The 12,580-nt window shown below is 63.8% G+C and carries 15 protein-coding genes, 1 tRNA gene and 1 pseudogene; 14 read left to right on the top strand and 3 right to left on the bottom strand.

Annotation, left to right across the window (positions count from 1 at the left end; translation table 11 throughout):
• Positions 1–27 precede the first annotated feature (27 nt).
• From mreC to CHX26_RS10675, 9 genes and pseudogenes are all read left to right on the top strand, one after another.
• On the top strand, positions 28–978 hold the full coding sequence (mreC, locus tag CHX26_RS10710; RefSeq protein ID WP_104942350.1) for a rod shape-determining protein MreC: 951 nt from the start codon (positions 28–30) through the stop codon (positions 976–978).
• Positions 975–1,532, top strand: a complete 558-nt coding sequence (mreD, locus tag CHX26_RS10705) for a rod shape-determining protein MreD (RefSeq protein WP_233997123.1) — start codon at positions 975–977, stop codon at positions 1,530–1,532. Before mreC ends, mreD begins: the two co-directional genes overlap by 4 nt.
• Positions 1,532–3,700, top strand: a complete 2,169-nt coding sequence (gene mrdA / locus CHX26_RS10700) for a penicillin-binding protein 2 (RefSeq protein ID WP_104942348.1) — start codon at positions 1,532–1,534, stop codon at positions 3,698–3,700. Before mreD ends, mrdA begins: the two co-directional genes overlap by 1 nt.
• Positions 3,697–4,832, top strand: a pseudogene (rodA, locus tag CHX26_RS10695) (rod shape-determining protein RodA). Before mrdA ends, rodA begins: the two are co-directional and overlap by 4 nt.
• Before the next feature lie 119 nt (positions 4,833–4,951).
• Positions 4,952–5,027: transfer RNA gene (locus CHX26_RS10690), tRNA-Lys, on the top strand.
• Positions 5,028–5,143: 116 nt separating this feature from the next.
• The gene (gene ribB / locus CHX26_RS10685; RefSeq protein ID WP_104942347.1) at positions 5,144–6,391 is read left to right on the top strand and encodes a 3,4-dihydroxy-2-butanone-4-phosphate synthase; all 1,248 of its coding nucleotides are present in this window, start codon (positions 5,144–5,146) and stop codon (positions 6,389–6,391) included.
• Positions 6,392–6,396: 5 nt separating this feature from the next.
• Positions 6,397–6,819, top strand: coding sequence for a 6,7-dimethyl-8-ribityllumazine synthase (gene ribH, locus CHX26_RS10680; protein WP_104942346.1), 423 nt, complete (start codon positions 6,397–6,399; stop codon positions 6,817–6,819).
• 163 nt (positions 6,820–6,982) lie between these two features.
• Positions 6,983–7,147: a hypothetical protein gene (locus CHX26_RS15900; protein WP_172449789.1), complete on the top strand. Its 165-nt coding sequence runs from the start codon at positions 6,983–6,985 to the stop codon at positions 7,145–7,147.
• 154 nt (positions 7,148–7,301) lie between these two features.
• On the top strand, positions 7,302–7,841 hold the full coding sequence (locus CHX26_RS10675; RefSeq protein ID WP_199797827.1) for a MarR family winged helix-turn-helix transcriptional regulator: 540 nt from the start codon (positions 7,302–7,304) through the stop codon (positions 7,839–7,841).
• Between the two features lie 33 nt (positions 7,842–7,874).
• Here the strand turns inward: CHX26_RS10675 and eno are convergent, their stop codons facing one another.
• A complete protein-coding gene (eno, locus tag CHX26_RS10670) occupies positions 7,875–9,161 on the bottom strand; it encodes a phosphopyruvate hydratase (RefSeq protein ID WP_104942345.1) in 1,287 nt (428 codons plus the stop codon).
• 189 nt (positions 9,162–9,350) lie between these two features.
• Between eno and CHX26_RS10665 the strand changes: the two genes are divergently transcribed.
• The 5 genes from CHX26_RS10665 (at position 9,351) to CHX26_RS10645 (ending at position 11,659) form a co-directional block, all read left to right on the top strand.
• A complete protein-coding gene (locus CHX26_RS10665) occupies positions 9,351–9,977 on the top strand; it encodes a hypothetical protein (protein ID WP_104942344.1) in 627 nt (208 codons plus the stop codon).
• Positions 9,978–10,000: 23 nt separating this feature from the next.
• Positions 10,001–10,414: a hypothetical protein gene (locus CHX26_RS10660; protein WP_104942343.1), complete on the top strand. Its 414-nt coding sequence runs from the start codon at positions 10,001–10,003 to the stop codon at positions 10,412–10,414.
• Positions 10,411–10,785, top strand: a complete 375-nt coding sequence (locus tag CHX26_RS10655) for a hypothetical protein (RefSeq protein WP_104942342.1) — start codon at positions 10,411–10,413, stop codon at positions 10,783–10,785. The genes CHX26_RS10660 and CHX26_RS10655 overlap by 4 nt, the downstream gene beginning before the upstream one ends.
• A complete protein-coding gene (locus CHX26_RS10650) occupies positions 10,782–11,345 on the top strand; it encodes a hypothetical protein (protein WP_104942341.1) in 564 nt (187 codons plus the stop codon). The genes CHX26_RS10655 and CHX26_RS10650 overlap by 4 nt, the downstream gene beginning before the upstream one ends.
• A gap of 83 nt (positions 11,346–11,428) precedes the next feature.
• Complete coding sequence (locus CHX26_RS10645; RefSeq protein ID WP_086735430.1) at positions 11,429–11,659, top strand: DUF4170 domain-containing protein; 231 nt, start codon at positions 11,429–11,431, stop codon at positions 11,657–11,659.
• A 111-nt stretch (positions 11,660–11,770) separates the two neighbouring features.
• Here CHX26_RS10645 and CHX26_RS10640 read toward each other — a convergent pair whose 3' ends face one another.
• Both CHX26_RS10640 and greA read right to left on the bottom strand, forming a co-directional pair.
• Positions 11,771–12,058, bottom strand: a complete 288-nt coding sequence (locus CHX26_RS10640; protein WP_146107719.1) for a hypothetical protein — start codon at positions 12,056–12,058, stop codon at positions 11,771–11,773.
• 11 nt (positions 12,059–12,069) lie between these two features.
• On the bottom strand, positions 12,070–12,546 hold the full coding sequence (gene greA / locus CHX26_RS10635) for a transcription elongation factor GreA (protein WP_104942339.1): 477 nt from the start codon (positions 12,544–12,546) through the stop codon (positions 12,070–12,072).
• Positions 12,547–12,580 lie beyond the last annotated feature (34 nt).

Here is a 12,580-nt window from a genome sequence, read left to right as displayed (position 1 = left end):
GATGTAAGCCGGAAGGGGTTTTAAGCCATGGCGCCTCCCTCTTCGCGCCGCTCGGGCTTTTCGAAGAAGGCACAATACTCGGTCTTCACCGGCTACCTGCTGGCTGCGGTCGGGGCAGTCGCTGGGGTAGCGTTGCTGGCGCTGTCCTTGTGGCAGCCTGCGGCCTTTGCGCCGGTGCGCGGTGTGGCGAGCGATGCGGTGGCGCCTGCGGGCGAGGCTGCCGCCGTGACCCGGTCTGGCTCGCAAGGGGTGTTTGCGAGCATCACCGGCTATTTCAGAGCCGGACAGCAGAACGCCGACCTGCGGCGCGAAATGGAGCTTGCCCGGATCAAGCTGGCTGAGGCTGACGCGATCAAGGCCGAAAATCGCCGCCTCAAAGGGCTGCTTGGCCTGCGCGATGATGAAACCACGCCGGTTGCCGTTGCACGGCTCGTCGGTTCAACCGCAACCAGCGCGCGGCGTCTTGCCTATATCGGTGTGGGAAGCCGAAATGGTGTGGCGGCAGGAATGCCGGTGTTGTCCGAACGCGGCGTGATCGGCCGGGTGCTGGAGACCGGGCGCAGCTCTGCCCGCGTGTTGCTGCTCACTGATAGTGAGAGCGTCCTGCCGGTTCGCCGCGCCAAGGACGATGTGATTGCCTTTGCCGAAGGGCGCGGCGACGGGTTGCTGCGTGTCCGACTGGTCAATCTCGGGATCAATCCGCTCAAGGTCGGTGATCTGATGGTGACCAGCGGCGCAGGGGGGTATTATCGGCCAGGGGTCGCTGTCGCGGTGATTGCCAAGCTCACCCCCGATGGCGGAATTGCCCGCCTCGTGGCAGAGCCCGCAGCAACCAACTTCGTCGCGGTCGAGCCGGTACATCAGCCGGCAGCTGTTGCCGATCTGGCCGATCCCTCGGAAAGCTTCCCGTCATCCGCAGCATCGGCCTCGACATCGGCAACGGCTGAACCTGGCGCAGCAACTGCCGGCAGCGAATGATGGAGCGGCTCGATCCTCGCGCCCGCTCCGATATCTATGGACGGCGCATCAACCGTGCGCCCTACCCCTGGCGGGTTCGCAGCGTGCCTTATCTGTCGATCATGCTGGGTTCATTGCTGCCCGTGCTGCTGGTCGCTGATCTGATGCCGCTTTTGCCATCCCTCGGCTTCATGATGCTGCTGGCCTGGCGCATGGTGCGGCCCGGTCTGCTCCCCCTGTGGGCAGGTGCGCCGCTAGGGGCGTTCGATGATCTGGTAAGTGGTCAGCCTTTCGGCAGTGCAATCCTTCTCTGGTCGCTGGCGATGATCGCGATCGAACTTGCCGAAACCCGCTTTCCCTGGCGCGATTTCTGGCACGACTGGGTTACCGCCAGCACGCTTGCGGTTGCCTATTGGCTGGCGGCACTGTTGCTATCAGGTGCCAGCGTGACGCCGGAAATGCTGATGGTCGCAGGGCCGCAGGCCTTGCTGTCGGTGCTGCTCTATCCGATACTGGCACGCATGGTCGCTGGTCTTGATCGGTTCCGTCTTGCCCGGGCGCGGAAGCTCGACTGATGAAAATCCCCTTCCTGCGCGATGGGCCAGAACGCCCTTCCCGGATGATCAATGCATCGATCCTGCGCAGCAGTTTCGAGCGCAGGGCGGTTGTGATCGGAGCGGTGCAAGGCGGGATCGGGGTGTTGCTGGCCCTGCGCCTTGGCTATCTCGCGATTGCCGAGAACGAGAAATACCGGCTCGAATCCGAAAGCAACCGCGTCAATCTCACGCTGATCCCGCCGCGCCGGGGCTGGATCCTCGATCGCAATGGTGCGCCGCTTGCCTCGAACCGCGCCGATTTTCGCGTTGATGTCATCCCGGAACGGATGATCAACCCCGAAGCGACGATCGAACAGCTTGGCGTGTTGCTCGATCTCAAGCCCACGCGGATTGCCGACATCAAGGACAAGATCAGCACTTCGCGCGGGTTTCAGCCGGTCGAGGTGGCAAGTGGCCTGCGATACGAACAATTCGCGGCCCTTAGCGTGCGGCTGCCCGATCTGCCCGGCGTGGTGCCGCAGCGCGGCTTTTCGCGCTTCTACCCGACCGCCTCCAGCGTCGGTCATCTCATCGGCTATGTCGGCCCGGCATCGGCCGAGGAGTATGAGAAAGACCCCAATCCCATTCTGATCACGCCGGGCTACAAGATCGGCAAGGATGGTCTGGAAAAACAGTTCGAGAAGGAACTGCGTGGCATTCCCGGTGCGCGGCGCGTGGAAGTGACCGCGAGAGGCCGCATTGTACGCGATCTTGAAACGCGCGAGGATGTGCAAGGTGCGCCCGTCCGCCTGACCATCGACGGCCCGCTTCAGGATTACGCCGCGCGCCGGATCGGGCTGGAGAGCGGATCTGTCGTGGTGATGGACTGCCGCACCGGCGACCTTCTGTGCATGGCCTCCATGCCGAGCTTTGATCCCAATTCCTTTTCGGACGGAATCGGCGGCGTGGAATATGCCATGCTGCGCGAGGACGAACGCGTGCCGCTGCGCAACAAGGTGCTCAAAGGCCTTTATCCGCCGGGCTCCACCGTCAAGCCGATGGTTTCGATGGCGCTGATGGAACAGGGCATCGACCCGAACGAGACGGTCTACTGCGGCGGTGGGCTCAGAGTGGGCAACCGCGTCTTTGGCTGCTGGAACCGGCGCGGGCATGGCGCGGTCGATATGGCGAAGGCCATCTACCAGAGCTGCGATGTCTATTTCTACGCCATGGCGCAGCGCACCGGCATGGACCCGATTGCAGCGATGGCGCGGCGCTGCGGGATGGGTCAGGAATTCCCCCTGCCCGTCACCAGCCAGTTCTACGGCACTGTGCCTGACCCCGAATGGAAGATGAAGAAGTGGGGGCGTGAGTGGCAGGCCTTCGACACGGTCAACGCCACCATTGGCCAGGGTTACATGCTCTCCAGTCCCTTGCAGCTGGCGGTCATGGCCTCGCGCCTTGCCACCGGACGCCATGTGATGCCGCGCCTGACCCTCGACACCAAACCAAAGGGCTTCGAGACCATCGACTTCCCCGCCGAACAGGTCGATTATGTCCAGCGCGCAATGAGCGACGTGGTCAATGGCCCCGGTACTGCAGGCCGCGCCAGGCTCCCCATTGAAGGCGTGCAAATGGCTGGCAAGACGGGAACCGCACAGGTCGTCTCGCTCTCGATTTCGAACGGCAAGTCGGGGCCATGGAAGTACCGTGACCACGGCTTGTTCATCTTTTTCGCCCCCTACGACAAACCGCGCTATGCCGGGGCGGTGGTGATCGAACACGGCGGCGGATCAGGCGCAGCATATCCGATCGCCCGCGATGTGATGACGTTCATGTTCGATCCGGCCAAGGGCATGGAAGCCTTGACGGCCCTCGAAAAGCAGTGGGGCGGAACGGCGCAGCAGCGGCTCGATGCGCGCTATGCTGCCTATGCCGCCGAACGCGGTGCGACCGTAAGTCGCCCGCCACGCCGCGACGAGGACATCCTTGAACGGGTCGAGGCTGAGGCGCGCCTTGCGGCCGCGCGCACCGAAGCCATCGCTGATGACGTGATCGCACCGCGCCCTGAAGCCAATCCCTCTGCTGCCCCCGGGGCTCCGGCCCCCGATGTCCCGCAGGCCCAGGCGACAGCCGCTCCGCCAGCGGGCGACACTGGTCCGGCGGCGTCTGTCACGCCTGCGAACCCCAGCGAGGCGAGCCAATGAACACGCTTGCTTCACGCGGGATCGTTCCCGAACCGATCGCGCGTCAGCCATGGGACATGCTGATCCCGCTGGTGCTGCTCACCTGCTTCGGTGGCCTGGTGCTCTATTCGGCAGGCGGCGGGGCGATGCAGCCCTTTGCGCTGTCGCACTTCATCCGCTTCGGCGTGTTTTCGGTGATGGCGGCAATCATCGCCTCCATGCCGCGCGATGCAGTGCGCGTGCTGACCTATCCTGCCTATCTCGCCGTCTTGCTGTTGCTGCTGGCGGTGGAGATTGTCGGTCAGGTCGGTGGGTGGGAAGCCAGCGCTGGCTCGAATTCGGGCCGATCCGCATCCAGCCTTCGGAACTGATGAAGCCTGCCGTGGTGCTGGCGATGGCGCGCTTCTACGAAACCTTGCCTGCCGGACTGATCGGTTCCTGGCGTTCCCTCCTGCCATCGGGAATGCTGATCGTGCTGCCGATTTCGCTCGTGTTGCTGCAACCCGATCTCGGGACGTCGGTGGCAATTGCTTTCGGCGGTGTGGTCGTCATGTTCCTCGCCGGCCTGCCCCTGTGGTGGTTTCTGGCCGCCGGCGGGGTCGGCGTGGCGGCCCTTCCCCTTATCTATTTCTTCGCGCTCCACGATTACCAGCGCGCGCGCGTGACGACGTTTCTTGATCCGGAAAGCGACCCGCTTGGTGCGGGCTACCACATCGCCCAGTCCAAGATTGCCATCGGATCGGGCGGATTGTTCGGCAAGGGCTTCAACGAGGGCACCCAAAGCCATTTGAACTATCTGCCTGAACCGCACACGGATTTCGTGTTTGCAACGATGGCAGAGGAATGGGGTCTGATGGGCGGGTTGTTCGTGCTGTTGATGTACACCCTCATCCTGCGCTGGGGCTGGAAAGTAGCGAGCGAGGCACGCGATCGTTTCTGCGCCTTGCTCGCCGCCGGGGCGACGGCGACGATCTTCTTCTACATCGCGATCAACCTGCTGATGGTGATGGGCATGGCCCCTGCCAAGGGCATTCCTCTGCCGTGGATGAGCCACGGCGGCTCCTCGATGATGACGAACATGATCTGCATTGGCCTGCTGATGATGGTCAATCGCTGGAACCGCGAGGCTCCGCGGCGGGGACTGATGGTCTGATTTCCCGCAGTTGCGAAAAGGCCCTTGCCATCGGGGACTGACGCGCTAAATGCAGCGCCTCACGCGAATCGGGACATGGCTCAGGCCCTTCCGGATCGCGGTTCCGAGCGGATCGGAACGGACGCATAGCTCAGTTGGTAGAGCAGCTGACTCTTAATCAGCGGGTCCTAGGTTCGAGCCCTAGTGCGTCCACCACCCCCCCAATTTCGATGTCTGATCAGACCGCGTGCAACCGCTTTTGCGGGCTATCCTGCCATATTTGCCATATACTCATCGCTTGTAATCACATTTCGATGTGATAGAGCGGCCGCATGAGCACATCACTGATCACACGGGTTCGCGATCTCGTCACATCAGGCACCATGACGCGCGCCGGCCTTGCGCGTGCTGCGGGCCTCCACGCCAACACCTTGCGCGACTGCGCCGACGCGGGCTGGAACCCGACGGCAGAAACGCTCGCCAAGCTTGAGGCCTTCCTCGCGGCAAATGACGACAAGCCGGTGCTCGCCACGATCGAGGAAATCATCGACGAGGCCCGCAATGGGCGGATGTACATCCTTGTCGATGATGAAGATCGCGAAAACGAGGGCGATCTCATCATTCCCGCGCAGATGGCGACCCCGCAGGCCATCAACTTCATGGCGATGCACGGGCGCGGACTGATCTGCCTGGCACTGACCAAGGAGCGCGTCGACCACCTCGGATTGCAGCCGATGAGCCGCAACAACAAGGAATCGATGCAGACCGCCTTCACCATCTCGATCGAGGCAAAGGAAGGCGTCACCACGGGCATTTCCGCCGCAGACCGCGCGCGTACCATCTCGGTCGCGATCGATGCGGCCAAGGGCGCCGACGACCTCGTCACGCCGGGCCACGTCTTCCCGCTCATGGCACGTGACGGCGGCACGCTGGTGCGCGCGGGGCATACCGAAGCGGCCGTCGATATCTCGCGCCTTGCCGGCCTCAACCCCTCGGGGGTGATCTGCGAGATCATGAATGAGGACGGGACCATGGCCCGGCTCGACGATCTTATCGCCTTTGCCCGCAAGCACGACCTCAAGATCGGCACGATCCGCGACCTTATTGCCTATCGGATGCGGAACGATCACCTGGTCGAGCGGGTCGGCGAACGCAGCTTCGAAAGCGACTATGGTGGCCAATGGCGGATGATCACCTATCGCAACAGGGTTGAAGGCAACGAGGCCTATGTGCTCCAGAAGGGCCATGTCATCCCGGGCGAGCCGACCCTTGCCCGCGTTCACCCGATTTCGGTGTTCGACGACGTCCTCGGCGCACCGGGGCCGCGCAAGCGCACCTTGCAGCGGGCCATGCAGGCGATCGGCGATCATGGCTCAGGCGTGATCGTGATCCTGACAGGCCGCGTCGGCACCGGCGAATGGCGGCGTGACGAGGAACTGCGCAACATCGGCATCGGCTCTCAGATCCTTGTCGATCTCGGCGTGACCGAAATGGCGCTGCTGTCGAACAGCCGTCCCGATCTGGTCGCGCTCGAAGGCTATGGCCTGACCATTACCGACTTCCACCCCATTCCGGAGTAATCACCATGGCCGATATCCTCATCGTCGAAGCGCGCTTCTATGCCCATCTCAACGACATGCTGATCGCCGGCGCGCGTGCTGCACTGGAAGCCGAAGGGCACAATGTCGAGGTTCTTACCGTTCCGGGCGCGCTGGAAATCCCGGGCGCCATCGCGCTGGCGGCCGAGGCTGACCGCTATGATGCCTTCGTCGCCATCGGCGTGGTGATCCGCGGGGAGACCTATCATTTCGAGATCGTCGCGGGTGAAAGTGCGCGTGCAATCATGGCCTTGACCATGGACGGTATTGCGATCGGCAACGGTATCCTCACCACTGAGAACGAGGCACAGGCGCTGGTCAGAGCCGACCCGGCGCAGAAGGACAAGGGTGGAGAAGCCGCCAAGGCGGCGCTTGCGCTGCTGGCCTTGCAGGGCCGCTTCGGAAATTGAGGGCTCCCGCGCAATCTGTTTCATTCTGAAACTTGAACTCAACTACGTAGTTTCCCTCTGTAGATTCGCTTAAGGCATTAACGCGATATCCAACCAGCTTCCGCTGTTACCACCGCCTTGTCTGGGGTATCGGGGATGAAGATCGACAGGGTGGGATCTGACATTGGAAAACCGTTCATCAGGCGCGCCGGACAATAGCGGTGGTCAGCATGTTCTTATGCTGCTCGAACAACAGCTGCTGGCGTTGGACAAGCTAGGCGCACATATCGCTGCCGCACATCTGGATGCGGCAATCCAGCAGTTGCGGCTCGATCTCGCCCGTCGCTGACAGCCTAATTTAGCCTTGAGCAGCAAGGCGCCTTTCCGCTACGACTAACCAAACATCAGTATTGGCACGTAAAGCCTTCCCGCCCCGGCCCACCTATCATGCAGGCAGACAAACCCGTGGGCCGCAAGTCCGTGGCTTTCCTGAGGTCGGGACAATGGAAAATTCGTCAGGCGAGACCGCAGAATCGACTGAGGCCGACACCTCTTTCGCGCAGGAGACGCTACTCCAGCCCCTCGCTGATGAGCTGATGGCGATTGCGGAGCGACTGCGGAGCGCCGCTACCGCGAGCGATCCGCCCAAGGCCACTCCGGAACAGCCGCCAGCGACGCGCCAGCGCCTGCCGCGATCATCGGCAAGCCACCTTGCACTGGCCCGGCGGGCCTATGCCTTGCGGCGCAAGCGTGCGGCGATCTTCGGCAATCCCGATCTGTTCGGTGAACCGGCATGGGACATCTTGCTCGACCTGTTCATCGCCCATGCCGAGGGCAAGCCTGTCTCGGTATCAAGCGCGTGCATTGGCTCAGCCGCGCCCGCCACAACGGGTCTGCGCTGGCTCGGCGTGCTTGCCGATGAGGGACTGGTCGTGCGTGAGGGCGATGCCTCCGATCAGCGCCGCGTGCTTGTTCGCCTGACTGCGACGGGGTTGTCGGCGATGGAGCGCTTCTTCGACGAAGTGCAGGGGCCGGGATACTAGAACCGCGCCCCCCGCGCTACTGCCCTGCCCCGGTCAGCTCCGCGCGCCGAAGCAGGCTTTGCCGGCAAAGCTGGCGCTGTCGCCCAGCTCCTCCTCGATGCGGATCAGCTGGTTGTACTTGGCAAGCCGGTCGCTGCGCGCGAGGCTGCCGGTCTTGATCTGCCCGCAATTCGTCGCAACTGCGAGATCGGCAATGGTCGCATCCTCGGTCTCGCCAGAGCGGTGGCTCATCACACAGGTGTAGCGCGCACGGTGCGCCATATCGACCGCGGCAAGGGTTTCGGTGAGCGTGCCGATCTGGTTGACCTTCACCAGCAGCGAATTGGCCAGCCCGCGCCCGATCCCGTCCGACAGGCGCGCAGGGTTGGTGACGAACAGATCGTCGCCCACCAGCTGCACCTTGTCACCGAGCAGGCCGGTCAGCGCGGCCCAGCCCTCGAAATCGTCCTCGCTCATGCCGTCCTCGATCGAGCGGATCGGGTAGTCGGTGCACAGCTTGCCGAGGTAATCGGCCATTTCGTGCGGGGTGAGGCTGAGGCCTTCGCCGCTGATTTCGTACTTGCCGCCCTTGAAGAACTCGGTCGCCGCGCAGTCGAGCGCCAGCACGATGTCATCGCCGGGCTTGAACCCGGCCTTGGCGATGCTCTCCATGATGAAGTCGAGCGCGGCGCGGGTGCTGGCAAGGTCCGGCGCGAAGCCGCCCTCGTCGCCGACGCTGGTGGCAAGGCCCTTCTGCGCGAGGCCCTTTTTCAGCGTATGGAACACCTCCGCGCCCCAGCGCACGGCCTCGGCGATGGAATCCGCGCCCACTGGCATGATCATGAATTCCTGAATGTCGATCGGGTTGTCGGCATGTTCGCCGCCATTGATGATGTTCATCATCGGCACCGGCAGCATGTGCGCCGACACCCCGCCGAGATAGGAATAGAGCGGCAACCCGCGCGCATTGGCCGCTGCCTTGGCAACCGCCAGCGAGGTGCCGAGGATCGCATTCGCGCCCAGACGCGCCTTGTTGGGCGTGTCATCGAGCGCGATCAGTGCAAGGTCGATGTCGCGCTGATCCTCGGCGTCGAAATTGTCGATCAGCAGATCGCGGATCTCGGTGTTGACCGCTTCTACCGCCTTCAGCACGCCCTTGCCGAGATAGCGGGCAGCGTCCCCGTCGCGCAGTTCCACCGCCTCATGCGCGCCAGTCGACGCCCCGGAGGGTACCGCCGCGCGGCCGAAGCTGCCATCTTCCAGCAATACGTCGACCTCAACGGTCGGATTGCCGCGACTGTCGAGAATCTCGCGGCCGTGGATGTCGATGATCGCGGTCATGTTTGGCTCCGGCTGTAATGTGGTTTAGGTTGTTAAGACACTCAGGCCCTGTGCTAAGGATGTCGCACGATTCTGGCGTATGATTCCGGCATGGGGCGCTTGCGACATGTCCCTATGCGCGGGAGGTTCCCTGTGCAAGCGGATGACGCACGGCCCATGGGAACGCGAACAAGGACAAGGAGGACGGCAATGGCACAGACACCCGAACCGCAGAAAACCCCGGCGAAGAAGACCCCTGCCAAATCGGCAAAAGGTGCAACCGCCAAGACCACAGGCCCGGCCAAGGCGGCTCCGCGCAAGACCGGTGCGACCGCAAAGGCGCCCGATGCACCGACGCCGCCGGCCGTTGAAACCAAGAGCCGGTTCAACGCCGCGCTGGAAGAAGCCAAGGCTGGAGCGGCCGCCCTGCGCGCAGAGGCGGAAAACCGTCTCACCACTGTCAGCGGACAGGCCAAGGGCAAGGGCAGCGATCTTGTCGCCGATGCCAAGGCCTATGGCGAACAGGCCAAGGGCAAGGCCAGCGAGCTTGCGGTCGAAGGCAAGCAGGTCGCCAGCGATGCGATTGCCTCGGTCGGCAAGGCGATTGGTGAAAGCGCGGCACAGATCGACGAAAAGCTCGGCGAACAATATGGCGATTATGCCCGCAAGGCTTCGCGCAGTTTGCAGGAAACCTCCGCCAAGCTCGAATCCAAGAGCGTCGAGGAACTGGGCGAGGACGCGCGTGAAATGGTGCGCAAGAGCCCGGGCATGGCTGTCGGGATTGCCGCAGTGTTCGGCTTTTTCCTTGCGCGGATGCTGGGCGGCAGGAAGCGCTGAACCTGCCGCGCGGAACCCAGCCCATGCATGACAGCACCCCCGGCCTTGCGGATGCGCCTCAGGCAGACCCATCCTCGCTGGACGAGGAGGCCGGGAATGCCTTTGACAGTCTGCGCGATGACATCACGACACTGGTCGAAGACGCGCGCACCTATGCCGAAGCTGAAATCGCGTTCCAGAAGACCCGCGCCGGGATAGCGGGAAAGCGCGGTGCGCGGGCGCTGGTGCTGCTGGTGCTGGCGGTGGTGCTGCTTCACATTGCGCTCATCGCATTGGCGGTGGGTGCGGTGATCGCACTGGCGCCGCTGATAACGATCTGGGGGGCAATCGGACTTGTGGTGGGCGTGATGCTGCTGGGTGTGGCGCTGCTGGTGATGGGCGCGGTGTCCGACGGCAAGCTGCTGGCGGCGATGTTCGGGTCTGAGGACGAGGCATGACCCGTCTGCCCGCCCGCTTCATCGAAGACCGCGCTCTGCGCGATGCGGCCCGCGCCGTGCTGATCGAGGACATCGAGCATCTGCGTGCGAGCCTTGCCGAGGAAGGGATCGCATCGCGCGTGTCATCGGGTGTGACCGGCACGATCTCCACACGCATCCGCACCGGCGCACGCGACGTGCTGGCGCAGGCGATGGCTCAGGCCAATGATTACAAGGGCGTGCTGGCCTTGCTGGTCGGCGCGATCATCCTGTTTCTGGCGCGCGGCCCGATCCTCGACTGGATCGAAACGCTCGGTCTGGACGAAGACGTAGAAGACAACCCGGGCGAGGCCGCGCCCGATGCAGAAGCCGCTGGAGGAGACGACGAATGAGCACCCTGCCCCGCCCCACTGTCGATAGCCGCGATGCCCTGCGCGCGCGGATCGAGGCGGCCGAACGCCGCAATGCCGAACGCAGCATTGCCGAGCAGGCCCGCGATGTCGCTGCGGCAGCGGTGGATTACACCCGCGCCAATCCCTTGACGGTGATCGGCGGTGCGCTTGCGGCGGGTCTGGTGATCGGCCTGCTCACCCGCCCCGGTCGCAGGGTCGCAGGGCGTGCAATCGGTAACGCAGGCGAGGCAATTTCCGGTGCTGCTTCAAGCGCAACCTCTGGCGTCAAGAATGTCGCGGCACGCGGGGGTTCGCGGATCGGGACGATGCTGGGCGAGGCGGCGGTGGCCTATGTCCTCTCGCTGATCGACGATCTTGTCGAGACGGCTCGTGCGGGGCAGGAGCGTGCCGAAGAGTTGGGCGATGCCGCCGGCGCACAGGCGCGTAAGCTTTCTGCCAGTGCATCGGAGGCGGCCAGTTCAGCAGCGGATGGCACCCGCGCCCTCGCCCGCAAGGCGGTCAGTTCCGCCAGCAATCTGACACGCGGAACAAAGGGTTAGGTTTTTGCAACGTGCCAAGGGTTGCCCTTGGCGTGGCAGGCGCTAAGGGGCGCGCATCGTTCCTCCCCAAGGACTTTGCAGACATGGCAGAAACCACCCCCACCCAGCGCCTCCACCTCGTGATGGGCGGCCGCGTGAAAGATCCGCGCGGCATCGAATTCCAGGATCCTGAAAGCATCCACGTCGTCGGCGTCTTCAGCTCCTACGACGCCGCGGTCGACGCCTGGCGCGCGCAGGCGCAGCGCACGGTTGATGATGCCGAAATGAAGTATGTGGTGGTCCACATCCACAAGCTGCTGACCCCGGAAGACTGAGCGCGCCTGCCCCCTTGTTTCACATGAAACACGCCCGCAAAGCCGGGCAAGAGGGGGTCTGGCACGGGTCTGACTGCGGCCTGACACCGGTCTGGCGGTGAGCAAGGCCGATCAGCGCAGGGCTGCAAAGGCCCCTGCGGCAGCGACCGCCAGCATGGTCAGCACCACCCTTGCCCGGCGATCGGAGCGCCTGTCGTGCCAGCGCTCCTCTTCCAGCCACCAGCGCCCTTGCCCGTCCGTCCTGAGCACGTCTGCGCCCTTCAGCCGATCGAAGGCGCGCTGACGGCTTGGTGTGGCTGGGGCAAAGGGAATGGCGTCGGCCATGCTGACCGCGCCAGCATCGCGAAAGTGCTGTACCAAGCGGCGTTCGGCCAGCGGTCTGACGGGCGGGACAGCCACGCCCCTGCGCCTCAGATGAACTCGATCTTTTCGACGAGGTAGAACTTTTCGCCCGAAGGCACCGTCACCTCGATCTCGTCGCCGACGATCTTGCCGATCAGCGCGCGCGCCAGCGGCGAATTGTACGAAATCCGCCCCTTGTTCGCATCCGCCTCGGTCTGGCCGACGATCTGGTAGCGGATCGGCTTGTCGTTCTCGTCAAGCAGGGTAACGGTGGCGCCGAAGATGATCTTGTCACCCGACAGCGTGGTGGGATCGATGATCTGCGCGCGGCTGACCTTGTCCTCAAGCTCGGCGATCTGCGCTTCGACCTGGCCCTGACGCTCCTTGGCGGCGTGATATTCGGCATTTTCCGACAGATCACCATGCGCCCGCGCTTCCTCGATCGCCTCGACGATTTTCGGGCGTTCCTCGCGCAGCACCTTGAGGTCAGCGGTCAGCCGCTCGTAACCCTCGGCCAGCATCGGGACCTTTTCCATCGTCGCCATAGCTTATCGTCTTTCCGTCCGTTGTGTCCTGCCC

Source organism: Porphyrobacter sp. HT-58-2 (assembly GCF_002952215.1).
GTDB lineage: Bacteria > Pseudomonadota > Alphaproteobacteria > Sphingomonadales > Sphingomonadaceae > Erythrobacter.
The sequence above is the reverse complement of the archived record's forward strand: the minus strand, read 5'-3'. Positions and strand labels throughout refer to the sequence as shown.